The sequence below is a fragment of the Streptomyces sp. 184 genome (assembly GCF_045781775.1).
Taxonomy (GTDB): Bacteria; Actinomycetota; Actinomycetes; order Streptomycetales; family Streptomycetaceae; genus Streptomyces.
On the sequence record NZ_CP123230.1, the window covers coordinates 6,465,475 to 6,490,989 of the forward strand.

Annotated in this window: 20 protein-coding genes and 2 tRNA genes; 5 read left to right on the plus strand and 17 right to left on the minus strand. The window is 72.2% G+C overall.

Annotated features, from left to right (window positions below):
* Positions 1-2: 2 nt before the first annotated feature.
* From mreC to QBL21_RS27530, 5 genes are all read right to left on the minus strand, one after another.
* Positions 3-1,043, minus strand: a complete 1,041-nt coding sequence (gene mreC / locus QBL21_RS27510) for a rod shape-determining protein MreC (RefSeq protein WP_407564925.1) — start codon at positions 1,041-1,043, stop codon at positions 3-5.
* Positions 1,044-1,100: 57 nt separating this feature from the next.
* Positions 1,101-2,120 carry a rod shape-determining protein gene (locus QBL21_RS27515; protein ID WP_407566578.1) on the minus strand — a complete coding sequence of 340 codons (1,020 nt, stop codon included), beginning with the start codon at positions 2,118-2,120 and terminating at the stop codon, positions 1,101-1,103.
* 250 nt (positions 2,121-2,370) lie between these two features.
* Complete coding sequence (gene ndk / locus QBL21_RS27520) at positions 2,371-2,784, minus strand: nucleoside-diphosphate kinase (protein ID WP_407564926.1); 414 nt, start codon at positions 2,782-2,784, stop codon at positions 2,371-2,373.
* Positions 2,785-2,874: 90 nt separating this feature from the next.
* Positions 2,875-3,234 (minus strand): DUF4233 domain-containing protein, encoded by a 360-nt coding sequence (locus tag QBL21_RS27525; protein WP_407564927.1) that lies wholly within the window; start codon positions 3,232-3,234, stop codon positions 2,875-2,877.
* Positions 3,235-3,332: 98 nt separating this feature from the next.
* A complete protein-coding gene (locus tag QBL21_RS27530) occupies positions 3,333-4,907 on the minus strand; it encodes a bifunctional folylpolyglutamate synthase/dihydrofolate synthase (RefSeq protein ID WP_407564928.1) in 1,575 nt (524 codons plus the stop codon).
* A gap of 163 nt (positions 4,908-5,070) precedes the next feature.
* On the opposite strand from QBL21_RS27530, the gene QBL21_RS27535 reads away from it, so the two are divergent.
* Positions 5,071-6,051: a hydroxyacid dehydrogenase gene (locus QBL21_RS27535; RefSeq protein WP_407566579.1), complete on the plus strand. Its 981-nt coding sequence runs from the start codon at positions 5,071-5,073 to the stop codon at positions 6,049-6,051.
* Positions 6,052-6,097: 46 nt separating this feature from the next.
* On the opposite strand, the gene QBL21_RS27540 is transcribed toward QBL21_RS27535, so the two are convergent.
* A complete protein-coding gene (locus QBL21_RS27540; RefSeq protein WP_407566580.1) occupies positions 6,098-8,713 on the minus strand; it encodes a valine--tRNA ligase in 2,616 nt (871 codons plus the stop codon).
* A gap of 179 nt (positions 8,714-8,892) precedes the next feature.
* On the opposite strand from QBL21_RS27540, the gene QBL21_RS27545 reads away from it, so the two are divergent.
* A complete protein-coding gene (locus QBL21_RS27545) occupies positions 8,893-9,993 on the plus strand; it encodes a hypothetical protein (protein WP_407564929.1) in 1,101 nt (366 codons plus the stop codon).
* A 112-nt stretch (positions 9,994-10,105) separates the two neighbouring features.
* On the opposite strand, the gene clpX is transcribed toward QBL21_RS27545, so the two are convergent.
* From clpX to QBL21_RS27570, 5 genes are all read right to left on the minus strand, one after another.
* Positions 10,106-11,398: an ATP-dependent Clp protease ATP-binding subunit ClpX gene (clpX, locus tag QBL21_RS27550; RefSeq protein WP_407564930.1), complete on the minus strand. Its 1,293-nt coding sequence runs from the start codon at positions 11,396-11,398 to the stop codon at positions 10,106-10,108.
* A 216-nt stretch (positions 11,399-11,614) separates the two neighbouring features.
* Positions 11,615-12,307 carry an ATP-dependent Clp protease proteolytic subunit gene (locus QBL21_RS27555; RefSeq protein ID WP_407564931.1) on the minus strand — a complete coding sequence of 231 codons (693 nt, stop codon included), beginning with the start codon at positions 12,305-12,307 and terminating at the stop codon, positions 11,615-11,617.
* Positions 12,308-12,388: 81 nt separating this feature from the next.
* On the minus strand, positions 12,389-12,991 hold the full coding sequence (locus tag QBL21_RS27560) for an ATP-dependent Clp protease proteolytic subunit (protein WP_407566581.1): 603 nt from the start codon (positions 12,989-12,991) through the stop codon (positions 12,389-12,391).
* 380 nt (positions 12,992-13,371) lie between these two features.
* Positions 13,372-14,799 (minus strand): trigger factor, encoded by a 1,428-nt coding sequence (tig, locus tag QBL21_RS27565; protein WP_407564932.1) that lies wholly within the window; start codon positions 14,797-14,799, stop codon positions 13,372-13,374.
* Positions 14,800-14,984: 185 nt separating this feature from the next.
* Positions 14,985-15,058 (minus strand) — tRNA-Pro (locus QBL21_RS27570).
* Between the two features lie 224 nt (positions 15,059-15,282).
* On the opposite strand from QBL21_RS27570, the gene QBL21_RS27575 reads away from it, so the two are divergent.
* Positions 15,283-15,353 (plus strand) — tRNA-Gly (locus QBL21_RS27575).
* 108 nt (positions 15,354-15,461) lie between these two features.
* Here the strand turns inward: QBL21_RS27575 and QBL21_RS27580 are convergent.
* A complete protein-coding gene (locus QBL21_RS27580) occupies positions 15,462-15,656 on the minus strand; it encodes a hypothetical protein (RefSeq protein ID WP_407564933.1) in 195 nt (64 codons plus the stop codon).
* A 623-nt stretch (positions 15,657-16,279) separates the two neighbouring features.
* Here QBL21_RS27580 and QBL21_RS27585 point away from each other — a divergent pair.
* Entirely contained in the window at positions 16,280-17,419 is a 1,140-nt protein-coding gene (locus QBL21_RS27585) for an acyltransferase family protein (RefSeq protein WP_407564934.1), read from the plus strand.
* A gap of 133 nt (positions 17,420-17,552) precedes the next feature.
* On the opposite strand, the gene QBL21_RS27590 is transcribed toward QBL21_RS27585, so the two are convergent.
* Together QBL21_RS27590 and QBL21_RS27595 are read right to left on the minus strand one after the other, a co-directional pair.
* Positions 17,553-20,105, minus strand: coding sequence for an FtsX-like permease family protein (locus QBL21_RS27590; protein ID WP_407566582.1), 2,553 nt, complete (start codon positions 20,103-20,105; stop codon positions 17,553-17,555).
* A gap of 23 nt (positions 20,106-20,128) precedes the next feature.
* A complete protein-coding gene (locus tag QBL21_RS27595; RefSeq protein WP_407564935.1) occupies positions 20,129-20,938 on the minus strand; it encodes an ABC transporter ATP-binding protein in 810 nt (269 codons plus the stop codon).
* A 302-nt stretch (positions 20,939-21,240) separates the two neighbouring features.
* On the opposite strand from QBL21_RS27595, the gene QBL21_RS27600 reads away from it, so the two are divergent.
* Positions 21,241-22,434, plus strand: a complete 1,194-nt coding sequence (locus tag QBL21_RS27600) for a cation:proton antiporter (protein ID WP_407564936.1) — start codon at positions 21,241-21,243, stop codon at positions 22,432-22,434.
* A 213-nt stretch (positions 22,435-22,647) separates the two neighbouring features.
* Here QBL21_RS27600 and QBL21_RS27605 read toward each other — a convergent pair whose 3' ends face one another.
* The 3 genes from QBL21_RS27605 to QBL21_RS27615 form a co-directional block, all read right to left on the minus strand.
* Positions 22,648-23,790, minus strand: coding sequence for a PP2C family protein-serine/threonine phosphatase (locus tag QBL21_RS27605; protein WP_407564937.1), 1,143 nt, complete (start codon positions 23,788-23,790; stop codon positions 22,648-22,650).
* Positions 23,791-23,935: 145 nt separating this feature from the next.
* Positions 23,936-24,745, minus strand: coding sequence for an Fpg/Nei family DNA glycosylase (locus QBL21_RS27610; protein WP_407564938.1), 810 nt, complete (start codon positions 24,743-24,745; stop codon positions 23,936-23,938).
* Positions 24,746-24,811: 66 nt separating this feature from the next.
* Positions 24,812-25,297 (minus strand): ribose-5-phosphate isomerase, encoded by a 486-nt coding sequence (locus QBL21_RS27615; protein ID WP_407564939.1) that lies wholly within the window; start codon positions 25,295-25,297, stop codon positions 24,812-24,814.
* Positions 25,298-25,515: the final 218 nt, after the last annotated feature.

Consider the following 25,515-nt stretch of genomic DNA (forward strand, 5'->3'; position numbering starts at 1 on the left):
GGTCAGTTCCCGTCCTCTTCGGCTGCGGCGCCCCCTGCGGCGGGATCGGCGCCGGCTGCGGGGTCCTCCGCCGCCGGGTCCTCCGCGGCCGGGTCCCCGGCTCCGGCGCCGGCGTCCGCCTCGCCCTCGACGCCCTCCGCGCCGGGGGTGACCGTCACGGTCACGGTGGGCGTGGGCGTCGCCTTCGGCGCGGGCGGCAGCACCGCGTCGCGCGGGTCGTCGCGGGGCGGCTGGACGACGACGCCGACGATGTCGAGCCGGGTGAAGGAGGCGTACGGCTCGACGTACACGGTGCGGGTCACGTCGCCGACCGGCTCGACCGACGAGACGACTCCTATCGGCACGCCCGGCACGAACGGCCTGGAGCCGTTGGACCCGAAGGTCACCAGCCGGTCGCCCTTGGCCACCTTCAGTTTGCCGTTGAGGAGTTCGACCTTCATCGGCCGGTCGCCCTGGCCGGTGGCGAAGCCGAGCTCGCTGGTCTTCTCCAGCCGGGTGCCGACGGTGAACTCCGGGTCGTTGGCGAGCAGCACGGTGGCGGTGGACGGGCCGACGGTGGTGACGCGGCCGACGAGCCCGTCGCCGTTGAGCACGGTCATGTCCCGCTGGAGTCCGTCGCGGGAGCCGGCGTCGATGGTCACGGTCCAGGACAGGCCCTGGGCCGCTCCTATGGCGATGACCTGGGCGCCCTTGATGCCGTACCGGCCGGCGCCGGCGGTGTTGAGGATCTTGTCCAGCTCGGCGGCGCGGGCGCGGTTGCGGTCGTCGCTGCCCAGCCGCTGCTTCAGCTCGGCGTTCTGCCGCTGGAGTTCGGCGATCCGGGTGTGCCTGTCCCCCGACTCGCGGACCGCCTCGATCGCGTTGCCCACCGGGTCGACCACCGTGGCGACGCCGTTCTCGACCGGCCCCAAGGCGGTCGCGGCCCCCCGCTTCGTGGCGTCCAGGGGAGAGTCGTCCCCGCCCCGGATGTCGACCGTGATCAGCGCGAACGAGATGGTGATGAGCAGCAGGAGCAGGACCCGGCTCTCTCGTGTGTCCCTCACGTGCTTCCGAAGCGCCTTCCTGGGTGTCTGGGGCTTGGGGGTGTGCGGACTTGGGGGCTAGCGGCGGGGCTGTGCGTCCAGCACCTGCTGTAGCGCCTCGAACTCCTCGACGCACTTGCCGGAGCCGAGCGCGACGGAGTCGAGCGGCTCCTCGGCGAGGTGGATCGGCATCCCCGTCTCGTGCCGCAGCCGCTCGTCGAGGCCGGCCAGCAGTGCGCCGCCCCCGGTGAGCACGATGCCGCGGTCCATGATGTCGCCGGACAGCTCCGGCGGGCACTTGTCGAGCGTCGTCTTGACCGCGTCGACGATCGCGTTCAGCGGCTCCTCCATGGCCTTGCGCACCTCGGCGGAGGAGATCACGACCGTCTTCGGCAGCCCGCTGACCAGGTCGCGGCCGCGGATCTCGGTGTGCTCGTCGCGGTCGGTGTCGTACGCGGAGCCGATGGTGATCTTGATGTTCTCGGCCGAGCGCTCGCCGAGCAGGAGGCTGTACTCCTTCTTGATGTGCTGGATGATCGCGTTGTCCAGCTCGTCCCCGGCCACCCGGATGGACTGCGCCGTGACGATGCCGCCGAGGGAGATCACCGCGACCTCGGTGGTGCCGCCGCCGATGTCCACGACCATGTTGCCCGTCGCCTCGTGCACCGGGAGCCCGGAGCCGATGGCCGCCGCCATGGGCTCCTCGATGATGTGCACCTGGCGCGCGCCCGCCTGGGTCGAGGCTTCGATGACGGCGCGGCGCTCGACTCCCGTGATGCCCGACGGCACGCAGACCACGACGCGCGGGCGGGCGAGGTAGCGGCGCTTGTGGATCTTCAGGATGAAGTAGCGCAGCATCCGCTCGGTGATCTCGAAGTCGGCGATGACGCCGTCCTTCAGCGGGCGCACCGCGACGATGTTGCCCGGGGTGCGGCCGATCATCTTCTTCGCCTCGGCGCCGACCGCGAGAATCCCGCCGGTGTTGGTGTTGATGGCCACGACCGACGGCTCGTTCAGCACGATGCCCCGGCCTCTGACGTACACCAACGTGTTGGCGGTCCCCAGGTCGACGGCCATGTCACGGCCGATGAAAGACATACTGTTCGCCATGGGATACGTCTGGCCTTCCAAAGTGACGGCGGACGGGGGTCGGCAGCAGGGACGCGCGCGCTACGGCCCGTAGGGGCCATCGTAGTCTCGCGAGGTCGTGGAGGGAGCGAGGGTGTCACAGTCAATACGACACCGTGTCGGTTGCGCTTTCCCCCGTTTCGCTTGCACATGCCAAGAGGCGACCGAATGCTCCGGTCGCCTCCTCGGGTGCCGGGCCCGCTGCCGACCTGCGCGGACGTCAGGCGAGCTCGGGGAAGAACAGCTTCAGCTCGCGCGCCGCGGATTCCTCGGAGTCCGAGGCGTGCACGAGGTTCTCACGGACGACGGTGCCGAAGTCGCCGCGGATGCTGCCGGGCGCGGCGGCGATCGGGTCGGTGGGCCCGGCCAGCGTACGGACTCCCTCGATGACCCGCTCGCCCTCGACGACGATCGCGACGACGGGACCGGAGGCCATGAACTCCACCAGCGGCTCGTAGAACGGCCGGCCGACGTGCTCGGCGTAGTGCTGCTCCAGGGTCGAGCGGTCGAGGGTGCGCAGCTCTAGCGCGGCGATCGACCAGTCGGCCTTCCGCTCGATCCGGCCGATGATCTCGCCGACCAGCCCGCGGCGTACCGCGTCGGGCTTGAGGAGGACGAGCGTGCGCTGGCTCATGTACGGCTCCTGGCAGTGCGTTACTGGATTCGGGGGAATCCGACCTTACCCGGCCGCCCGCGGGCGCTCGCACGGGTCCCGGTCTCCGCGCTACGCCGGGGCACCGCCGGCCTCCTCGGCGGCGGCCCTGGCCCGCGCCGCCTTGGCCTCGTCGACGATCCGCCCGTAGTGCACCGACGCCCACCACAGGGCGGCGAAGACCGCACCCAGGAAGAACATCGACGGCACCACGAAACCGGACGCGATCAGCGCGATCTGGAGCCCCCAGCCGACCTGCACGGCGCCCGGGCGGCCGAGCATGCCGCAGAGCAGCACGCACAGCACCATGGCGGCGCCGCTGATCCCCCAGATCGCACCGTTCGACAGGTCGGACTGCTGCATCGCGACGAGCCCCGTCAGGCCGATGACGATGATCTCGCCGACCAGGGTGCTCGCACAGAGCGTGCGCATCGCTCGCCCCTCTACTTCGTTCCAGCGGTGACGGCGGAACCGGTGACCGGCAGATCGCACCGGCGTACCCGTCCGCCTCCCGCCAGGGTAGTGCCCCGCTACTTCGCGCCCAGCAGCAGCCGGGCCTCTCCGGCCGTGATGACGGAGCCGGTGACCAGCACGCCGGCACCGGCGTACTCGTCCTCCTCCTCCGCCAGGGTGATGGCCGCCTCCAGCGCGTCGTCCAGGCGCGGCTCGACCTGGACCCGGTCGCTGCCGAAGACCTCGACGGCGATGGCCGCCAGCTCGTCCGGGTCCATCGCGCGGCTGGTCGAGTTCCGGGTGACGACGACCTCGGTGAGGATCGGCTCGAACGCCTCCAGCACCCCGCGTACGTCCTTCTCCCTGCTGGTGCCGACGACGCCGACGAGACGGCTGAAACCGAACGCCTCCTGCACCCCCGCGGCGGTCGCCAGCGCGCCGGCCGGGTTGTGGGCGGCGTCGAGGATGACGGTGGGCGAGGTCCGTACGACCTCCAGGCGGCCCGGCGAGGTGACGGCGGCGAACGCGCGCCGGACGCTGTCGCCGTCGAGGCTGCGGGCGTGCTCGGAGCCGACGCCGAAGAACGCCTCGACGGCGGCGAGGGCGACCGCGGCGTTGTGCGCCATGTGCTCGCCGTGCAGCGGCAGGAAGATGTCCGGGTACTCGCCGCCGAGGCCGCGCAGCGTGAGCAACTGCCCGCCGACCGCGACCTCCCGGCTCAGCACGCCGAACTCCATGCCCTCGCGGGCCACCGTCGCGTCCACCTCGACGGCCCGCTTCAGGATCACCTGCGCGGCGTCGACGGGCTGCTGGGCCATGATCACGACGGTGCCGGGGCCGCCGCCCGGGGACGTCGCGGTCTTCTTCACGATCCCCGCCTTGTCGGCGGCGATGGCGCCCGGGGTGTCCCCGAGCAGCTTGCTGTGGTCGACGGCGATGGGGGTGACGACGGCGACGGAGGCGTCGATCACGTTCGTGCTGTCCCAGGTGCCGCCGAGGCCGACCTCGACGACCGCCACGTCCACCGGCGCCTCGGCGAACGCCGCGAAGGCCATCGCGGTGAGCATCTCGAAGAACGACAGCGGGTGCTCCTGCCGCGCGTCGACCAGCTCCGCGTACGGCTTCAGCTCGCGGTACGTCTCCACGAACCGCTCGGCGTCGATCGGCACCCCGTCCAGGCCGATCCGCTCGGTGATCGACTGGAGGTGCGGGCTGGTGAAGCGGCCCGTACGCAGCTCGCACGCGATCAGCAGCGCCTCGATCATGCGGGCCGTGGACGACTTGCCGTTCGTGCCCGTCAGATGGATCGACGGATACGCCCGCTGCGGCTCGCCGAGGATGTCGAGCAGCGCCCGGATGCGCTCCAGCGACGGGTCGATCCGCGTCTCCGGCCAGCGCGCCAGCAGCTCCGCCTCGGCCTCGCGCAGCGCGCGCGCCACCTCGGGGTCCGCCGGGCGCGCGGGCACGCCGTCACCGGCGGGCGGGCTCCCCTGCGTGCGCAGCGTGCGGCTGCCGGCCTCGATGACGGCGAGGTCGGGGTCGCGGTCGGTCTCGGTGCCGACGATCTCCTCGAAGGGGTCGTCCGCCGGGGTGGCCGGGGTGTGGGGGGTCTCGTCCGGGTCGGGACCTGCGGGTTCTTCGCGGGCGCTCACGGTGCCAGTCTAGGGTCCGGCTACGACAGTCTCCCGCCCGGCGGGGGTGGCCGGAGGATGCACGACGGCAGCATCGGATCGCAGGTTCGACACAGGAGGCGACCGCGTGTCCCAGAACGACCCGCTCATCGGCGCGGAGCGCCGCCCGCGCGCCCTGTTCGCGATGAGCCCCGACGCCCTGCCGCGGCTCTTCGACGCGGCGACGCGCGACCGGCTCGCGGAGCTGGCGGACCTCGAACCCGGCCTGGTCGCGGCGGACTTCGCCGAGCCGCGGGCCGCGGCGGCGCTGGCCGGCGCCGAGGTGCTCGTCACCTGCTGGGGCTGCCCGCCGCTGGACGAGGCGGTGCTCGCCGCGGCGCCGCGGCTGCGGGCTGTCGTGCACGCCGCGGGGTCCGTCAAGCACCACGTCACCGAGGCGGTGTGGCGGCGCGGGATCGCGGTCTCCTCGGCGGCGTGGGCGAACGCGCTGCCGGTGGCGGAGTACACCGTCGCGGCGGTGCTGTTCGCCAACAAGCGGGTGCTCCAGGTGCGCGAGGAGTACCGGCGGCGGCGCGGTCCGTACGACTGGTACACGGACCACCCGGGAGCCGGCAACTACCGGCGCACCGTCGGCGTCGTCGGCGCCTCCCTGATCGGGCGGCGGGTGCTGGAGCTGCTGCGCCCGTACGACCTGTCGACGCTGGTGTACGACCCGTACGCGGACGACGGCGAGCTGCGCGCCCTCGGCGCCGCGCCCGCCGGGCTCGACGACCTGTGCGCCGTCTCCGACGTCGTCACCGTGCACGCGCCGGAGCTGCCGGAGACCCGGCATCTGATCAGCCGCGCCCGGCTGGCGTCGATGCGCGACGGAGCGACGCTCGTCAACACCGCGCGCGGGTCGCTGGTGGACCAGGAGGCGCTGACGGAGGAGCTGGTCGCGGGGCGGCTGCACGCCGTCGTGGACGTCACCGAGCCGGAGTTCCTGCCGGCCGCCTCGCCGCTGTACGACCTGCCCAACGTGCTGCTGACGCCGCACGTCGCCGGGTCGCTGGCGGGCGAGCTGCCGCGGCTGGGCCGGGCGGCGGCCGACGAACTGGCCCGCTACGCGGCGGGGTTGCCCTTCGCGCACCCGGTGCGGGCGGAGTCCCTGGGCCACAGCGCGTAGCCGGGCGTGCGAAGGCCCGGGGGGAGCTCCCCCGGGCCCGTACGCGCTACGCCTGCGGCAGCCGCTCCAACTGCGTGCCGATGCGGACGATGTCGTCCTCGGCCTTCGCCAGCCGGGTGCGGATCTTCGCCACGACCGGCTCGGGCGCCTTGGCGAGAAAGCCCTCGTTGCCGAGCTTGGCCTCCGCCTGCGTCTTCTCCTTCTCGGCCGCGGCCAGGTCCTTCGTCAGCCGCTTGCGCTCGGCCGCCACGTCGATCGTCCCGGAGAGGTCCAGCGCGACGGTCGCCCCGGCCACCGGCAGCGACGCCGTGGCGGCGAACTCCCGGCCGCCCGCGCCCTCCGGCTGGAGGCGCAGCAGTTGCCGCATGGCGGCCTCGTGCGCCTGGAGGCCGGCGCCGGCCAGCTCCACCCGGGCGGGCACCCGCTGGCCCGGCTGGAGGCCCTGGTCGGCGCGGAAGCGGCGGACCTCGGTGACGACCTCCTGGAGCTTCGCGATCTCCGCCTCGGCCGCCGGGTCCCGGAAGCCGGCGTCGGCGGGCCAGTCGGCGATCACGAGGGACTCGCGGCCCGTCAGCGTCGTCCACAGCGTCTCGGTGACGAACGGGACCACCGGGTGCAGCAGCCGCAGCGTGACGTCCAGAACCTCGCCCAGGACGCGGCGCGAGGCGTCGGCCGCGGGGCCGCCGGCCGCGAACGTCGTCTTGGACATCTCCACGTACCAGTCGAAGACCTCGTCCCACGCGAAGTGGAACAGCACGTCGGAGAGCTTGGCGAACTGGAAGTCGTCGTAGAGCGCGTCGACCTCGGCGACGACGGCGCCGAGCCGGGAGAGGATCCAGCGGTCCGTGGTGGACAGCTCCGCCTCGGCGGGCAGCGGGCCCTCGACCGTGGCACCGTTCATCAGCGCGAAGCGCGTGGCGTTCCACACCTTGTTCGCGAAGTTGCGCGAGCCCTGCACCCAGTCCTCGCCGATCGGCACGTCGGTGCCGGGGTTGGCGCCGCGGGCGAGGGTGAACCGGACGGCGTCGGCGCCGTACTTGTCCATCCACTCCAGCGGATTGACGACGTTGCCGAAGGTCTTCGACATCTTCTTGCCGAACTCGTCGCGCACCATGCCGTGCAGCGCGATCGTACGGAACGGGACCTCGCCGTCCATCGCGTACAGCCCGAACATCATCATCCGGGCGACCCAGAAGAAGAGGATGTCGTAGCCGGTGACCATGACCGAGTTCGGATAGAACTTCGCCAGGCTCTCGGTCTCCTCCGGCCAGCCCAGCGTGGAGAACGGCCACAGGCCGGAGGAGAACCACGTGTCCAGCACGTCGCTGTCCTGCGTCCAGCCCTCGCCGCTCGGCGGCTCCTCGTCGGGGCCGACGCAGACCAGCTCCCCGTTCGGGCCGTGCCAGACGGGGATGCGGTGGCCCCACCACAGCTGGCGGGAGATACACCAGTCGTTGAGGTTGTCGACCCAGCCGAAGTAGCGGGACTCCATCTCCTTGGGGTGGATGGCGACCCGGCCGTCGCGCACCGCGTCGCCCGCGGCCTGCGCCAGCGGGCCGACCCTGACCCACCACTGCATGGACAGCCGCGGCTCGATCGTGGTCTTGCAGCGCGAGCAGTGGCCCACCGAGTGCACGTACGGGCGCTTCTCGGCCACGATCCGGCCGTCGGCGCGCAGCGCGGCGACGATCGCCGAGCGGGCCTCCAGCCGGTCCAGGCCCTGGAACGGGCCGTGGGCGGTGATGACCGCGTGCTCGTCCATGACCGTGAGCATCGGCAGGCCGTGCCGGCGGCCGATCTCGAAGTCGTTGGGGTCGTGCGCCGGGGTCACCTTCACGGCGCCGGAGCCGAACTCCGGGTCCACGTGCTCGTCGGCGACGACGGGGATGCGGCGGCCGGTGAGCGGCAGCACGATCTCCGTGCCGACGAGGTGCCGGTAGCGCTCGTCGTCCGGGTGGACCGCGACGGCGGTGTCGCCGAGCATCGTCTCGGCGCGGGTGGTGGCCACGACGATGGACTGGTCGCCCTCGCCGTAGCGGATGGAGACCAGCTCGCCGTCGTCGTCCTGGTACTCCACCTCGATGTCGGAGATCGCGGTGAGGCAGCGGGGGCACCAGTTGATGATGCGCTCGGCGCGGTAGATCAACTCGTCGTCGAAGAGCCGCTTGAAGATGGTCTGGACGGCGCGCGAGAGGCCGTCGTCCATGGTGAAGCGGTCGCGGCTCCAGTCGACGCCGTCGCCGAGGCGGCGCATCTGGCCGGCGATCTGCCCGCCGGACTCCGCCTTCCACTTCCACACCCGCTCGACGAACGCCTCGCGGCCCAGATCGTGCCGCGACAGGCCCTCCTTGGCCAGCTCGCGCTCCACGACGTTCTGCGTGGCGATGCCGGCGTGGTCCATGCCGGGCTGCCACAGCGTCTCGTAACCCTGCATGCGCTTGCGGCGGGTGAGGGCGTCGATCAGCGTGTGCTCGAAGGCGTGGCCGAGATGCAGGCTGCCGGTGACGTTCGGCGGCGGGATGACGATCGTGTACGGCGGCTTGTCGCTCTTGGCGTCCGCCGCGAAGTAACCGCGCTCTACCCAGCCCTCGTACAGCGAGGTCTCGACCTCGCCGGGCGTGTACTGCGTGGGGAGTTCTGCTGCGCTGCTCTGCGGGTTCATTGCGTCGGTCACGACGCTCAGTGTAGAGGCGCGTCACATCCTGCTGCGAACCACTTGTGGACGACGTGCGTCCTTGTGGACAACCGCGGAGCAGGCAGCCGATCGAGACCCGAGGCAGCGCAACGCGGCGCGATCCGACAGTATGGGCGGAGCAGCATTAACTCACGGAGGGGACCGTAATGAGTCACAACCAGCCGCCGCCACCCGGACCGTACGGGGGTGGAGGGCAGCAGCCGGGCCCGTACGGGCAGCCCGGTCCCTACGGCCAGCCGCAGCAGCCGCAGCAGCCCGCGCAGTCGCCCTACGCCCAGCCCGGTCAGCCCGGTCAGCCCGGCTACGGCTACCCGCAGCAGGGCGGCGACCAGGGCTACGGTCAGCAGCAGCAGCCCGGCGCGTACGGTCAGCCCGGGGGTTACGGACAGCAGCAGGCCGGCGGTTACGGACAGCAGCAGGCGGGCCCGTACGGGCAGCAGCAGCCCGGCTACGGCCAGGCCCCGCCGCCCCCGCCGCCGGGCGGCAAGAACAAGACCCTGTTCGTCGTCGTCGGCGCCGTGGTCGCGGTCGCCGTGATCGCCGTGGCCGCGTTCTTCCTCATAGGGGGCGACGACGACGGCAAGAAGGACGAGTCGAAGAACTCGCAGTCGGACGGCGGGAGCAGCGGGGGCGACGACAGCGGCGGCGGGGACGGCCCGCCCGCCGGCGGCGGCGAGAAGTACAAGCTGACCACCCCGCAGACGGTCGCCTCCGAGTACGAGAAGAGCGACGACCTGTCCTCCGGCACGGGGCTGTCGTCGAGCGACATCGACCAGATGGAGCAGATCGGCATCTCCGGCGCGAAGGACGTCGGCGCCGGCTACCAGGTGGGCACCACCGACACGGGCAAGATGCTCCAGTTCCAGGGCGTCTACGGCGACATCGCGGACCCGGACGCCGTCCTGGACGCGTTCTTCGCGTACATGGCGAAGGAAGCCGCGGCCAACCCGTCCGCCGGCGGCGGCGACAGCGCCGAGCTGGTCGGCAGCCCGGAGGACGTCGAGCCCGACGGGCTGGAGGAGGGCGCTTCGATGAAGTGCCAGTACGTCAAGTTCAGCACCTCCGACTCCAGCGCACCGGTCGACAGCTTCAACTTCCCGACCTGCGCCTGGGCCGACAGCAGCACCATCGGCTACGTCGCGCTGACCGACCCGATGCAGATCATCACGGGCGGCGAGACGAGCATCGACGACGCCGCGACCACCACCGCGGAGGTCCGCAGCGACGTCCGGGTGCCGCTCGGCTGAACCGCACGACGCACATGCGAAGGGGCCGCCCGGTGGGCGGCCCCTTTCCGTTCGGTGCGCTACCGCAGGGTGCGCTGCGCCCGGCCCGTACGAGCCGGAGACGGCGTGCGGCTCAGGCGCTCTCCTGGTGGCGCGGCTCCGGCTCGGCGGCGCGGGAGCGGGGCACCAGCGTCGGGTTGACGTTGGAGTGCACCGCCTCCTCCGTGATGACCACGCGCGCGACGTCCTTGCGGGACGGCACCTCGTACATCACCGACTGGAGCACTTCCTCCATGATGGCGCGCAGCCCGCGGGCGCCGGTGCCGCGCAGGATGGCCTGGTCGGCGATGGCCTCCAGTGCCGGACGGTCGAAGTCCAGCTCGACGCCGTCGAGTTCGAAGAGGCGCTGGTACTGCTTGACGAGCGCGTTCCGCGGCTCGACGAGGATCTTCAGCAGGGCGGCCCGGTCCAGGTTGTGCACGCTGGTGATGACCGGCAGCCGCCCGATGAACTCGGGGATCATGCCGTACTTCACCAGGTCCTCGGGCATGACCTCCTGGAACGGGTCCTCGTTCTCCAGCTCGCGCTTGGAGCGGATCGTCGCGCCGAAGCCGATGCCCTTGGAGCCCGCCCGGGACTCGATGAGCTTCTCCAGGCCGGCGAAGGCGCCGCCGACGATGAACAGCACGTTCGTGGTGTCGATCTGGATGAACTCCTGGTGCGGGTGCTTCCTGCCGCCCTGCGGCGGCACGGAGGCCGTGGTGCCCTCCAGGATCTTCAGCAGCGCCTGCTGCACGCCTTCGCCGGAGACGTCACGGGTGATCGACGGGTTCTCACTCTTCCGTGCGACCTTGTCGATCTCGTCGATGTAGATGATGCCGGTCTCGGCCTTCTTGACGTCGTAGTCGGCGGCCTGGATCAGCTTCAGCAGGATGTTCTCGACGTCCTCGCCGACGTACCCCGCCTCGGTGAGGGCGGTGGCATCGGCGATGGCGAAGGGGACGTTGAGCATCCGGGCCAGGGTCTGCGCCAGCAGCGTCTTGCCGGAACCGGTGGGGCCGAGCAGCAGGATGTTGGACTTCGACAGCTCGATGCCGTCCTCGCGGTTCTGCGCCGCGGCGCCGCTCTCGCCGGCCTGCACCCGCTTGTAGTGGTTGTAGACCGCGACGGACAGCGCCTTCTTGGCGGCCTCCTGGCCTACGACGTAGCCCTCGAGGAACTCGTAGATCTCGCGGGGCTTGGGCAGTTCCTCCCAGCGCACCTCGGAGCTTTCGGCCAGCTCCTCTTCGATGATCTCGTTACAGAGGTCGATGCACTCGTCGCAGATGTAGACACCGGGTCCTGCGATGAGCTTCTTGACCTGCTTCTGGCTCTTGCCGCAGAACGAGCATTTGAGCAGATCGCCGCCGTCACCGATGCGTGCCACGAGGTGCTTCCCCTTCGCCTGGGATCCGCTCTTGGGGGGCGGAACCTGGTTGCGTATCGACGGTACCTTGCCCGGAGCCCCGAGCGGTCCCCTTGAGCCCAACTCACTGGTTCACTTCCCAGGGGACCGCTCCACGGGTGGCCCTGTCCAGAGGACAAGGGCCCGGACGAAAGGTCCGGCGCCGCGGACACGGAGCCGGGAGCCGGCCGCGCGCCGTCAGCCGCCGATGCCGGTGGACAGCTTGCGGGTGGAGACGATCTGGTCGATCAGGCCGTACTCGAGCGCCTCCTCGGCGGTGAGGATCTTGTCCCGCTCGATGTCGTCGCGGACCTTCTCGATCGGCGTCGTCGAGTGATTGGCCAGCATCTCTTCGAGCTGGTTACGCATCCGGAAGATCTCCTTCGCGGCGATCTCCAGGTCGGAGACCTGGCCGCGGCCGGTCTCGGTGTACGGCTGGTGGATCAGGATGCGCGCGTTCGGCAGGGCCATGCGCTTGCCCTCGGTGCCGGCGGCCAGCAGCACGGCGGCGGCCGAGGCGGCCTGGCCCATGCAGACGGTCTGGATGTCCGGCTTGACGAACTGCATCGTGTCGTAAATGGCGGTGAGCGCCGTGAAGGAGCCGCCGGGGCTGTTGATGTAGACCGAGATGTCCCGGTCGGGGTCCATCGACTCCAGGCACAGGAGTTGGGCCATCACGTCGTTCGCCGAGGCGTCGTCGATCTGCACGCCGAGGAAGATGACCCGCTCCTCGAAGAGCTTCGCGTACGGGTCGTACTCGCGGATCCCCTGCGAGGTGCGCTCGACGAAGCGCGGGATGACGTAGCGGGACTCGGCGCTCAGCGCACGACGGGCGTCGCCGGCCTCGTCGGCCGTACGGTCGTAGAGGCCGCTTCCGGGGAAGTTCTGCATCTTGGTGTTCCGTCCTGGTGGCAGTGCGGCGTTGTAGGGCTGCGCGGGGCTGATTGCGGGTCGGGGCCGGGCGCCGGGGCCTCAGGCGCCGGTGCCGCCGCCGCCGGGGATGCCCGTGGCCGACGGCATGACCTCGTCGATGAGGCCGTACTCCTTGGCCTCCTCGGCGGAGAACCAGCGGTCGCGGTCGGAGTCGTGGGTGACCTGCTCGACGCTCTGCCCGGTGTGCAGCGAGGTCAGCTCCGCCATCTTCTTCTTGGTGCGGATGAGCTGCTCGGCGTGGATCTTGATGTCCGTCGCGGAGCCGGCCAGGCCGGCGGACGGCTGGTGGATCAGGATCTCGGCGTTCGGCAGCGCGAAGCGCTTGCCGGGGGTGCCGGCGCTGAGCAGGAACTGGCCCATGGAGGCGGCGAGGCCCAGGGCGATGGTGACGATGTCGTTCTTGATGAACTGCATCGTGTCGTAGATCGCCATGCCGGCGGTCACGGAGCCGCCCGGGCTGTTGATGTAGAGGTTGATGTCCTTGTCCGGGTCGGCCGCGAGGAGGAGGAGCTGCGCCGTGATCTTGTTGGCGATGTCGTCGTCGACCGGCTGGCCCAGGAAGATGATGCGCTCGTTGAGCAGCCGGTTGTAGACCTGGTCGCCAAGGCCGCCGAAGGACGGCTCGCCCGGGCCGGAAAGCATCGGGTTCGTCACGTGTCCACCTGCTCTTCTGTGACGGCCGCCTGAGGCCGTCTGACTGTACGTTCCTGACTTGCCTGACTTGCTATGGACCCTAACGCGCAGGTAGGCGGGCGCCATCCCGGTTCCGGAACTGTTCGCTGTGAGCGCAGGCCCTACGGGGGCCCTGCCGGCGGCCCGGCGGGCTGCGGCGGTACCGGGCCGGGACGCCTTTGCGGGCCGCCCTGCGGCGGGGAGGAGCGGGGTTGCGGCGGAGCGGTTCGCGGCGCGGGCCGGGCGGCCCGTACGGGCGTCGCGCGACGCCCGTTCGGGGGCATCGCCGGACGCGAACACCGCGGGCCCCGCCGCTGCCGCGACGGGGCCCCCTGGCGCGCTCGCGTGCCTCAGGCGTCCGCCTTCTCGGGCTTCGCCTCGTCCTCGGTGGTCTCGGGCTGCTCGGTCGCCGCCGCCTCGTCCGACGCCTCGTCCGACGCCGCGTCCACCGTCTCGGCGGTCTCGTCCTCGTCCGAGAGGTCGACCGCCTCGCCGTTCGTGTCGGTGATCGTCGCGGCCTCGACCACGACCGCCAGCGCCTTGCCGCGGGCGACCTCGCCGACCAGGACCGGCACCTGGCCGCCCTCGACGACCGCCTGGGCGAACTGGTCCGGGCTCATGCCGGAGGACTGCGCGCGGCGCATCAGGTGCTCGGTCAGCTCTTCCTGGCCGACGTTCACCTGCTCCTTGCCGACCAGCTCGTCCAGGACGAACTGCGTGCGGATGCCGCGCTCGGCCTGCTCCTTCAGCTCGGTCTCGAACTCCTCGGCGGTCTTCTCCTGGAGCTTCAGGTAGCCCTCCAGGTTCATCCCCATCTGGGCGAGCTGGTGGTTCTCCAGGTTGTGCCGGCGGGTGGAGATCTCCTCCTCCAGCAGCTTCTCCGGCACCGGGATCTCCACCAGGCCGAGCAGCTCGTCCAGCACCTTCTCCTGGGCCTGCTGCGCCTGGTCGTAGCGCTTCATCTGCTCCAGCCGCTTGCGGCTGTCCGCCCGCATCTCCTCCAGCGTGTCGAACTCGCTGGCCATCTGGGCGAATTCGTCGTCCAGCTCCGGCAGCTCGCGCTCGGCGACCTGCGTGACGTCGACCTTGACCTGCGCCTCCTGGCCGGCCGCGGAGCCGCCCTTCAGCTCGGAGGCGAAGGTGGCGGAGCCGCCGGCCTCCAGGCCGGTGACGGCCTCGTCGATGCCGTCCAGCAGCTCGCCGGAGCCGATGGTGTACGACACGCCGCTGGCGACGCCGTCGTCCAGCACCTCGCCGTCGACGCTGGCCTCCAGGTCGAGGGTGACCACGTCGCCCTCCGCCGCGGCCCGCTCCACCGGCGTGGTGGAGGCGAAGCGCTCGCGGAGCTGCTCGACGGACTTGTCGATGTCCTCGTCGGGCACCTCGATGGCGTCGACCTCGACGCTGATGCCGGAGTAGTCCGGGATCTCGAACTCGGGGCGGATGTCGACCTCGGCGGTGAAGGTCAGCGTCTCGTTGTCCTTGAGCTCCGTGATGTCGACCTCGGGGCGGCCCAGCGGCTTGAGGTCGCCCTCGTTGACGGCGTCCTCGTAGAGCTTCGGCAGCGCGTCGTTGACGGCCTCCTCCAGGACGGCGCCGCGACCGAACCGCTGGTCGATGATGCGGGCCGGGATCTTGCCCTTGCGGAAGCCCGGCACGGTGACCTGCTGGTTGATCTTCTTGTACGCCGCGTCGAGGCTGGGCTTGAGCTCCTCGAAGGGCACCTCGACAGTGAGCCGAACCCGGGTCGGGTTCAGGGTCTCCACGGCGCTCTTCACGGTCGGTCTCCTTGGGATGGCGTCTGGGAAGTGCTGTACTTCTTCTGGACTTCTTGTGGCTGCGTCCGGCTTCCGGCTGAAGCGTGGAGCGGCCCGGTCCAGGCACGCAGGAACGCAGCTTGCATAGTACCGGTGCCGGGTCCGCTCCCCATAAGGGACCTTCGTGCCGAAGGTCCCCGCCGCGGTCGGGGTGGCCGGATTCGAACCGACGACCTTCCGCTCCCAAAGCGGACGCGCTACCAAGCTGCGCCACACCCCGCATGTGCGAGCAGTAGGGTACATGCCCGCGAAGCCGTGCCGCCGCCGATTACGGCCCTGGTGACGCCGTACGCGGCCGGGGTCGGGGCCCGCACGCGACGCGTGGCGCCGCGCGCGCAAGGACGCGTGACCGGGCGCCCGGAGGCAACCGAAGGCAAGCGGCGTGCGGGACGAGGGGCGCAGCGGCTACGATGCAGGGCGTGTCACCCGGTCCGGGTGGCGCCTGCGGGTGTAGCTCAATGGTAGAGCTCCAGCCTTCCAAGCTGGCTACGCGGGTTCGATTCCCGTCACCCGCTCAAGGAGACGGCCGGGGTACGGGCCGCGCCGCGTCCCGGCGGGACGCGCGCAGGCCGGGATCCCGGCCGTTGATGTGTGCGCGGCGGCCGGGTCGCCCCCGGGGGCGGTCAGGTGCCGATGTCGCTGATGCTCTGACTGATTTCGTCGAGAGCATCCTGAATGTCCGGTGCGGCGCTGGTGGACGCCAGAAAGAAGCCGAAGAGCACCGCGACGACCGCCGGGCCCACCTTGATCGAGCCGCCGCGGATCAGCACGACCAGGATGATCCCCATCAGCAGCACCAATGACAGTGAGATAGCCACGCCCTGATCACCCCTAGGTTCTCGTTCACCCACCCAGGGCACCCGCCGCCCGCACACCCCGGTGGATCCATCGTGCCACCAAGAGGTGCACGGGGGTGCGTGGGATGCCCAACTGGCTGATATCTCGCGCCCCTTACACCGATCTGCGCCCACGGCGCACGCGGTGCGCCGTACGCGGGACGCCGCACGGCCCCCGCGCCGGTGGTGCGCCCCATGCGGTCCATCCCCGGCGGCGGGCCGGGGGAAACCGCCGGTGATTCCGAATTCCGTGATCCGGTAGCACGGATATACGCAATGCGCGGCACCCGGACCGGTGTTCCCGAGGCGCGGTAATTCCCCATTCCCACCGTGTCCATGCATGCGGAAACTGGCCGAAAGAGGGTCCGCAGACACGCCGGGGTTTCGTACGTCTATGTCCGGTTCATTCAGGACAAACCTGGCATACAGTGATGCCCCCTGACCTCGCGGGCCTCGCCGCTGGTGAGGAAATTACCGACACCGACTTCGAATTTACGGGCCCGACACTCGGACGCTATGGTGCCGACGATGTTCCGATCCCCCCTCGATCCCAACCCGCCGGTGCGGTTCCGGGTTCCGCCGCCGGACTCGTACCTGGAGGCTTCGTGACCCACCTGCCGCAGACCGCGGCTCGCCCGGCCGGCGACTCCGGCAAGCCGAAGACCCGCGACCCCTTCTTCGACAACACGAAATACCTGGCCATCGTGCTGGTCGCGCTCGGCCACGCCTGGGAGCCGCTGCGCGACGACAGCCGCGCCGCGTCCGCGCTCTATCTGCTCGTCTACTCGTTCCACATGCCGGCGTTCATCCTCATCTCCGGCTTCATGTCACGCTCGTTCGACCTCGGCCGGCCCGGGCGCGTGCAGCGGCTCGTCACCGGCGTGCTCGTGCCGTACGTGATCTTCGAGACCGCGTACACGTTCTTCAAGCGCTGGGCGGGCGAGGATCCCGACTACCGCATCAGCATCCTCGACCCGTGGTACCTGACGTGGTTCCTCATCGCGCTGTTCGTCTGGCGGATGACGACGCCGCTGTGGCGGGCGGTGCGCTGGCCGGTGCCGCTGGCGCTGGTCATCGCCACCGCCGCGTCCATGAGCGACACCGTCGGCAACGACCTCGACCTCCAGCGCGTGCTCCAGTTCATGCCGTTCTTCGTGCTCGGCCTGACGCTCAGACCGGAGCACTTCCAACTGGTGCGCCGGCGCGAGGTGCGGCTGCTGTCCGTGCCCGTGGCGCTGACGGCCGCGGTCGTCGCGTACTGGGCCGTGCCGCGGATGAACGCCGGCTGGTTCTACCACCGCGACTCCGCTCAGGAGTTGGGTGCGCCCATCTGGGCCGGGCCGGCGATGACGTTCGCGATGTTCGGCTGCGCGCTGGTGCTCACGGCGTGCTTCCTGGCCTGGGTGCCGCGGCGCACCATGTGGTTCACGGTGCTGGGCGCCGGCACGCTGTACGGCTACCTGCTGCACGGGTTCCTCGCGAAGGGCTCGCGCTTCTGGGGCTGGTACGACAACGACTTCGCGCACACCCCGCTGGGCGCCGTCGCGGTGACGGCGATCGCGGTCGCCATCATCACGGTGCTCTGCACCCCGCCGGTGCGGCGGATGTTCCGGTGGGCCATGGAGCCGAAGATGGACTGGCTGTTCAGGTCGGACACCGGCGACGGCCGCGCCGGCTCGCCCCGGTCCCGGCCGGCGGCAGAGGAGCCCGCCCCCGAGCGGGAGCACGCGACCGCCGGCCGCTGAACGCTCGCAGCACCGCAGCACCGCAGCACCGCATACGGCCCGGGTTGTCCCTTCCCCGTGTTCCTCGTGGAGGGGGCGGCCCGGGCCGCTCGCGTTCCCGTACGACCCGCGCCCTGCTGCGGGTCCCGCGCCGTCAGCCCGCCGGCTCCGCCCGCCGCAGCGCGGCGCGGGCCGGCAGCACGGTGCCCAGCAGCGCCAGCCCCACCGCCCCCGCCGTGAACGCCGCGACCGTCAGCGGCGGCAGGTACGGCTCCCCGCCGGTGATCCCGCGGACCATGGGCACCAGGGTCGCCGCCGCGATCGCCGCGCCCAGCACCAGGCCCGCGACCCCGACGAGCAGCCCCTCCCAGCGGATCATGCCGAGCACCTGGCGCCGGGTGGAGCCGATCAGCCGCAGCATCCCCAGCTCGCGGCGGCGGTCCAGCACCGTCATCACCAACGTGTTGAGCGCCGCGATCGCGGCGAAGCCGCCGAGCACGCCGGCCATGGTGAAGTTCGCCCACCGGTTGAGGCTGCGGTCCACGTCCTGCTGCCGCGCGTAGCCGGCGGCGTCGGCCACGGCGGTGCCGGCGCCGCCGAGGGCGCCGAGGTCGGCGGCGCGCCCGCCGCTGACCAGCAGGTCCGTGTCGTACGCGGCGGTGACGTGCCCCGCCAGCGCCGCGCGGTCCAGCGTCACCTGGGCGAGCCCGAGGCCGCGCCCGTACGTGGCCACCACCTCGGCCTTCTGGAGGGTGCCGTCCGGCAGCCGCAGCTCGACGCGCTCGCCGACGCCGACGCCCGCGGAGCGGGCCAGGATCTCGTCGAGCGCCACCGTGCCGGTGTCGTGCAGCCGGTCGAGGGCGCCGTCGCGGACGTCGAGGTCCTGGACGCGGGCGAGCCCGTCGCCGGAGACGCCCTGCGCCGTCGCGTCCTGGAGCCACCGGTCGCCCCCGCCGCCGAGCGGCACCAGCACCTCCGAGCGCAGCACCCCCACCGCCGCGTCCACCCCGGGCTGCCGCGCCGCGCGCCCGGCGGCGTCGGCGGGCAGCCCGCCGGGGTGGGTGACGACGTGGTCGGCGGTGACGCCGTCGCGCTGCTGGGTGGCGGTGGCGTGGTCCTCGCTGGTGTGCATGAAGACCAGCACCGAGGCGAACGCGGTCGCCAGCACGATCGGCGTGATCGCGGAGGCCAGCCGGCGGGCGTTCGTACGGGAGTTGGCGGCGGCCAGCTCCGCGCTGGCGTCGCCGGCACGCAGCGGCAGGCCGAACAGCGCGGCGGCCAGCCGCGCGATCAGCGGCCCCAGCAGCGCGACGGCCAGCATGAACAGCATCACCACGCCGAGCGCAGCCTGCGCCGCGTCGTCCCCGGCGGAGCGGGCGGCGACGCCGCTGAGCGCGATGCCGCCGCCCGCGGCGGCGAGCCCGAGGAGGGTGCGTACGATCCCGGGGCGCAGCCGCTCCACGGACGCCTCGGTGAGCGCCTGGCCCGGCTTGATCTTGGCGGGCCTGCGGGAGGCGGTCCAGCCGGCGACCAGCGCGCTGAGCAGCGCCGCGCCCACGGCGACCGCGAGCGGGATGAAGGAGATGTGCAGGTCGACGGCGGCGGGTACCGCGTCGCGGTCCTTGAGCTGGCCGAACCACCAGGAGGCCAGCCCGATGCCGGGCAGCAGGCCGGCGAGCCCGGCGGCCGGCGCGACGAGCAGCGCCTCGGCCGCCACCGTGCGGCGGATCTGCCGCGGGGTCGCGCCGACCGCCCGCAGCAGCGCGAACTCGCGTTTGCGCTGCGCGACGGAGAGGGCGACGGTACCCGCCGCGGTGAACACGGCGACGGTGGCGGCGATGCCGCCGAACGAACCGCCGAGCCCGGTCAGCAACTCCTCGGCCTCCGCGACTCCGGCGCCCTCCGCGCCGCCGCGCCCGTCCCCGGTGTGCACCTCGGCCCGCTCCCCCACGGCGCCGCGCACGGCGTCGGCGAGCTGCCCGGTGCCGACGCCCTCGGCGGGCAGCACGGCGACCGCGTCGAACCGGCCCGCGTGCCCGGCGGCGCGGGCGGCGGCGTCGTCGGCGAGGTAGGCCGCGCCCCCGGCGCCTTCCGGGGACTTCGGCGCCGGGGACTTCGGCGGCGGTGCCGCGAGGCCGGCGACGCGGTACTCCTGCTGTCCGGCGGGGAGTACGAGCGCGACCCGGTCGCCCACGTCGGCGCCCGCGGCACGGGCCGTCGCGCGGTCGAGGACCACCTCACCCGCCCCCGGCGCCGACCCGGCGGTGAGCGCGGTGCCGGTGAAGGCGTGGGAGCCCCAGCCCTGCGCGGTGAGCGCGGCCCCGTCGGCCCCGTCGGCCCCGTCGCCCGCGGGCGCCAGCCGGGTCGGGAAGGTGACGTCCGGGACCGCCGACGCGACGCCCCGTGCCGCCGCGACGCGCTCCACCAGCCCCTTCTTCACCCACTCCCGGTCCGGCACCTGCTCCGAGGCGTCGTACTCGCCGTCGCCGCTGCCCACCGTCAGATGCGCCCGCTGGTCCGCGGCGACCACCACCGGCGCGCCCGCGTACCGCTCGGGCGGCACCGTGGCCCGTACGCCCGTCTCCAGCAGGATCCCGCAGGCCGACACGATCAGCGCCGCCATCATCAGCGCCACGAACGTCCCGGCGAAGCCGGACGGCCTAAACCGGATCGCGGCCCGGGCCAGCCCGTTCGTACGCGCCCGCATCCCCGCCCGCGGCACCCCGCCGCTCACGCCGCCGTCTCCGCCGGACGCCGCCCGCCGCGCGGGTCGAGCGTCGCCATCCGGGCCGCGACCTGCTCCGCCGTCGGCCGCTGGAGGCTGCCCGCGAGGGCGCCGTCCGCGAGGAACAGCGCCACGTCCGCGTACGACGCGGCGACCGGGTCGTGGGTGACCATGACCACCGTCGCGCCGAGGACGTCGACCGCGTGCCGCAGCAGCGACAGGATCTCCGCCGCCGTGCGCGTGTCCAGCGCCCCCGTCGGCTCGTCCGCGAAGATCACGTCCGGCCTGGTGACCAGCGCCCGCGCGATCGCCACGCGCTGCTGCTGGCCGCCGGACAGCTCCGCGGGCCGCCGCCTGCCGTGCGCGGTGAGCCCGACCTGCGTCAGCACCTCCGCCGCCCGGCGGTGGTCGGCGCGCAGCCCGGCGAGGCGCATCGGCAGCAGTACGTTCTGCTCGACGGTCAGCGACGGCAGCAGGTTGAACGCCTGGAAGACGAACCCGAGGCGGCTGCGGCGCAGTTCGGTGAGCTTGTTCTCGCCGAGCCCGGTCAGCTCCGTACCGCCGAGGAGCACCGAGCCCGCGGTGGGCCGGTCGAGTCCCGCGGCGCACTGGAGGAGCGTGGACTTGCCGGAGCCGGAGGGGCCCATGACGGCGGTGTAGGTGCCCCGGGGGAGGGCGAGGTCGATGCCGCGCAGCGCGTGGACGGCGCCGGCGCCGCGGCCGTAGCGCCGCTGTACGCCGCGTAGTTCGACGGCGTGGCCGGGGGCGGCGGGCGCCCCTTCGTCCTGCCGGTCTCCCCTGCTCCGCAGCCGCATGTCGTCCGCCCCTTCGTCTGTGCACGTGGTCGTGGTCGTCGTGCTCTCGACGCTACGGAGCCGGGCCGGGCCCGGGCCATGGCGGCTACCGGCGGACGCGGGGTGGGGTTAACCCCAGGTGGCGGCGGGTGGCGGGCCGCGGACGGGCAGGGGGCGGACGGCCGAAGACCTGCGAAAGAGCGTCCGATCGATTAATTGCCAGGGCAACAATGAGGTAAAGTAAGTAAAGGGCTCAGGTCCCGGAACGGCCGTCCCCACGACCCCGGGAGGAACCCATCGGACACGCAGACACCCTGATTGCCATGGGCGGCGCCTTCATGGCAGCCGCCATTCTGGCCCGTATCGGAAGTCGCATCGGGCTGCCCACCATCCCGCTCTTCATCCTGGCCGGCATCCTGCTCGGCCCGAACACCCCCGGCATCGTGCTGGTCAAGGACCCGCACGACCTGGAGATGCTCACCGCTCTGGGCCTCGTCCTGCTGCTGTTCTACCTCGGTCTCGAATTCCACATGGACGACCTGAAGTCGGGCGGTCGCCGCATGGCCCTGGCGGGCGGCATCTATCTGCTGCTCAACGTGGGCGCCGGACTCGGCTTCGGCTTCGCGCTCGGCTGGGGCACCTCCGAGGCGCTGGTGCTCGCCGGTGTGCTCGGCATCTCGTCGTCCGCGATCGTCACCAAGATCCTCGTCGACCTCGGCCGCATCGGGAACGGCGAGACCAAACCCATCCTCGGCATCATCGTGGTCGAGGACATCTTCCTCGCCATCTACCTGGCCGTGCTCCAGCCCGTGCTCTCCGGTGCCGAAGGCCCCGGCGAGGCCGCGCTCCAGGCCGGCAAGGCGATGGCGTTCCTGCTGGTCCTGGCGACCCTCGCGCGCTTCGGCACCAAGGTCATCAGCCGGCTCTTCGACACCCGCGACAACGAACTGCTCGTCATCTCCTTCCTCGGCGCCGCGGTGCTGGTCGCGGGGATCTCGGAGTGGTTCGGGGTGGCGGACGCCATCGGCGCGTTCATGGTCGGCCTGATGCTCGGCAGTACGACGTCCGCGGACCGGATCCGTACGCTCGTGCACCCGCTGCGGGACGCCTTCGGCGCCATCTTCTTCTTCGGCTTCGGGCTCTCGATCGACCCGGGCGACCTGCCCTCGGTCGCGGCCCCTGTGGCCCTCGCGGTGCTGCTGACGATCGTGATGAACGTGACCGCCGGCCTCGCCGCCGCGAAGCTGTACGGGTTCGGGGCGCTGCCCGCGTCGAACATCGCGCTGACGCTGCTGGCCCGCGGCGAGTTCGCGCTGATCCTGGCCACGATGGCGGCCACGGCCGGTCTCGACCGGCGGCTGTCGCCCTTCATCGCCGGGTACGTGCTGCTGCTCGCCGTGCTCGGGCCGCTGGCGGCCGGCCGGTCGCACTGGATGGCCCGCTTCCTGCCCGGGGGCAAACCGCCCAAGGGCGGCACTCCGCTGGAACCGGCGCCGGAGACGGCCGCGGCCAGCTGACCGCGGGGACCGGGGCGTACGCGCGCGACGGCGACGCGCGAGCGCCCCGGTCCACGCATGCCCGCTGCCGCTGCGCGCGGATGTCCGTGCGCGCCCGCGGAACCCCCCGGATCGTCCGTGGAAGGCGCCCCCGGAACCCCCGGCCCCCCGGATCCCCCGTACCCCCGCATCCCGTCCCCGGCTCCCGGGGCCCTCACCCGGCCCCGTACGCCCTCACTCGCGGCAGATCAGCAGCAGCGCCCGGTCGTCCTTGACGTCCTTGGCCACCTTCTCGATCAGATGCCAGGCCGCGCCCCGGAACGTACTCGACGCGTAGTGGTCCGCCTCGCCTATCAGCCGGTCCATGCCCTCGGTCAGATCCCGGTCCGGCGCCTCGACCAGCCCGTCCGTGAAGAGCATCAGCACGTCCCCGCGGCGCAGCGTGCCCTTCAGCGGGTCGAACTGCGCCTCCTCCACCACGCCGAGCAGCGGCCCGTCCGCGCCCTTCTCCTCCCAGCGCCCCGAGCCGGCGCTGAGCTGCACGCCGGGCACGTGCCCCGCCGAGAACAGCTCGTAGTCCCCGGACTCCAGGTCCAGCACCAGGTGCACGGACGTGGCGAAGCCCTCCTGCCACTCCTGGCGCAGCAGGTAGCCGTTGGCGGCGGGCAGGAAGTCGTGCGGCGGCAGCGAGCCGAGCAGCCCGCCGAAGGCGCCGGAGAGCAGCAGCGCCCGCGACCCGGCCGCCATGCCCTTGCCGGAGACGTCGGTGAGCACGGCCTCCAGGATGTGGCCGCCGTGGGTACGGGAGGCGACGACGAAGTCGCCGGAGAAGGACTGGCCGCCGGCCGGGCGCAGCGACATCTCGGCGTGCCAGCCGCGCGGCAGCCGCGGCAGCTTGCTCTGCACCCGGATCCGCTCGCGCAGGTCGAAGAGCATCGTGCCGCCGCGCCGCCAGGGCACGCCCACGCGGCTGCGGAACTGCGCGACGGTCAGCCCCGTCAGGCCCACCGAGGCGATCACCAGCACGGTGCCCGGCGTCACCCGGGCCGGGCCCTCGGCGTACGGGCCGAGGAGCATCGCCTCGACGATGAGCGCGGTGGCGGAGGCGGCGTACAGCGCGAGGAGGCTGGCGGGCCGCAGCACCAGGCCGCCGATGAAGATCGGCAGCACCAGCGCGGCCGGCGAGACCCAGGCGGGCGAGACGACGGTGCCGGCGGCGAGCGCCGGGATGGTCAGCAGGAGGACGACGAGGGCGATCCAGTCGGAGCCCTCACCGCGGAAGTAGTCGACACCGGCCCTGCGCACGCCGACCCGGGCCCGGTGCAGCGTCTTGTGCCACCGGGCCGCTTGCGAGGTGGAACCCGCACCTCCGGCCATGCCCCGGGACCCTATCCACCCGCCGCGCCGGGCGTCGATTCACGGCGTGCCGCCCGCCCTCTTCGCGCGGCACTGCCGGAATCGTATGCGAATTCACGGCGTTTGGAACGAAGGTGGGCCTGCGCAGACGCAGTTGGGACGAGGGTCACGTGGGCTGGCATGTGGGGCACCAGAAAAGGTTGCGGGCGGCGAGCGTGGCGGTGCGTACCTCGGTGCCGCAGAGGTGGCAGAGCTGCCCGGCTCGGCGGTAGATGTAGACCTCGCTGCCGTGCCTGTCGACGCGCGGCGGGCGGCCCATCGCCTCGGGCATGTGCTCGGGCCGTACGGTGTCGATGCGCCCGGTGCGTACACCCTCGCGCATCAGCACCGCGAGGTCCGCCCAGACCGCCTCCCAGGTGGCGCGGTCGAGGTCCCGGCCCGGGCGGTACGGGTCGATGCCGTGCCGGAAGAGGACCTCGGTGCGGTAGATGTTGCCGACGCCGGAGATCACCCGCTGGTCCATGAGCAGCGTGGCGACGGGCGCGCGGCTGTTTGAGATCCGCGCCCAGGACGCCTCGCCGTCGTCGCCGGCGCGCAGCGGGTCGTCGCCGAGCCGGGCGTGCACGGCGTCCTTCTCCTCCTCGGTGATCAGCTCGCACGCCGAGGGTCCGCGCAGGTCGGCGTAGCCGGCGCCGGTGGCCAGCCGCAGCCGGACGGCGCCCACGGGCGCGGGCGCCGGGCCGTCGCCGAAGGCGACCTTGCCGTAGATGCCGAGGTGGACGTGGAGGTGGCCGACCGGGCCGAAGCCGAGGAAGAGGTGCTTGCCGTGGGCGTCGGTGCCGGTCAGCCGGCAGCCGTCGACGAGGGCGGCCCCGTCGGCGAACTTGCCCTGCGGGCTCGCCGCGCGGACCGCCCGGCCGCCGAAGCGGACGCCGTACTCGACGGACAGGCGGTGGATCGTGTGGCCCTCAGGCATACGCCCTCTCTCGCTCCCGTGCGTCCCGTGCCGTCCGCCGTGCCCGTCGTGCCCGTCGTACTGCCGCTACGGCTGCGGATGGTGCGCCGGCACGTCGGGGAGCTTGCCGCTCTGCTCGTACGCGCCGAGCATGTCGATGCGCCGCTGGTGGCGCTCCTCCCCGGCGTAGGGGGTGGCGAGGAACACCTCGACGAAGCTGGTGGCCTCGTCGCGCGTGTGCATCCGCGCGCCCACGGAGACGACGTTGGCGTCGTTGTGCTCGCGCGCCAGCCGCGCCGTCTCCTCGCTCCACGCCAGCGCGGAGCGCACGCCGGCCACCTTGTTGGCGGCGATCTGCTCGCCGTTGCCGGAACCGCCGATGACGACGCCGAGGCTGCCGGGGTCGGCGACGGTGCGCTCGGCGGCGCGCAGGCAGAACGGCGGGTAGTCGTCGGCGGCGTCGTAGATCAGCGGACCGCAGTCGACGGGCTCGTGCCCGTGCTGCGTCAGCCAGTCGACGAGGTGGTTCTTGAGTTCGTAGCCGGCATGGTCGCTGCCGAGATACACGCGCATGGCCCGGATTCTACGGGCCCCGCCAGGCCCGCGTACGCGAGCCTGGCTCCCCGTCCACCGGAAGGGTCCAGCACTCGCCCTCCGGGGAGTCGAGCCATACGCACTGGCGGTCCGGTTCGACGGTGACGCCGTAACGCTCCCGGCCGGGACGGTCAGGCCCCGCGTCCGGGGGGTTCCGTGGCCTGATCACCACGGCCGCCGATGGCACGCTCGTTCAG

Coding starts and splice junctions, on each gene's coding strand:
- QBL21_RS27610 (WP_407564938.1), bottom strand. CDS start 24,745: ATGCCTGAGGGCCACACGATCCACCGCCTGTCCGTCGAGTACGGCGTC.
- QBL21_RS27605 (WP_407564937.1), bottom strand. CDS start 23,790: ATGGCCGGAGGTGCGGGTTCCACCTCGCAAGCGGCCCGGTGGCACAAG.
- ndk (WP_407564926.1), bottom strand. CDS start 2,784: ATGAGCCAGCGCACGCTCGTCCTCCTCAAGCCCGACGCGGTACGCCGC.
- QBL21_RS27590 (WP_407566582.1), bottom strand. CDS start 20,105: ATGCGGGCGCGTACGAACGGGCTGGCCCGGGCCGCGATCCGGTTTAGG.
- QBL21_RS27525 (WP_407564927.1), bottom strand. CDS start 3,234: ATGCGCACGCTCTGTGCGAGCACCCTGGTCGGCGAGATCATCGTCATC.
- QBL21_RS27540 (WP_407566580.1), bottom strand. CDS start 8,713: ATGAACCCGCAGAGCAGCGCAGCAGAACTCCCCACGCAGTACACGCCC.
- QBL21_RS27615 (WP_407564939.1), bottom strand. CDS start 25,297: ATGCGCGTGTATCTCGGCAGCGACCATGCCGGCTACGAACTCAAGAAC.
- QBL21_RS27600 (WP_407564936.1), top strand. CDS start 21,241: ATGGGCGGCGCCTTCATGGCAGCCGCCATTCTGGCCCGTATCGGAAGT.
- QBL21_RS27595 (WP_407564935.1), bottom strand. CDS start 20,938: ATGCGGCTGCGGAGCAGGGGAGACCGGCAGGACGAAGGGGCGCCCGCC.
- QBL21_RS27515 (WP_407566578.1), bottom strand. CDS start 2,120: ATGTCTTTCATCGGCCGTGACATGGCCGTCGACCTGGGGACCGCCAAC.
- QBL21_RS27560 (WP_407566581.1), bottom strand. CDS start 12,991: ATGCTTTCCGGCCCGGGCGAGCCGTCCTTCGGCGGCCTTGGCGACCAG.
- QBL21_RS27535 (WP_407566579.1), top strand. CDS start 5,071: ATGAGCCCCGACGCCCTGCCGCGGCTCTTCGACGCGGCGACGCGCGAC.
- QBL21_RS27555 (WP_407564931.1), bottom strand. CDS start 12,307: ATGCAGAACTTCCCCGGAAGCGGCCTCTACGACCGTACGGCCGACGAG.
- QBL21_RS27545 (WP_407564929.1), top strand. CDS start 8,893: ATGAGTCACAACCAGCCGCCGCCACCCGGACCGTACGGGGGTGGAGGG.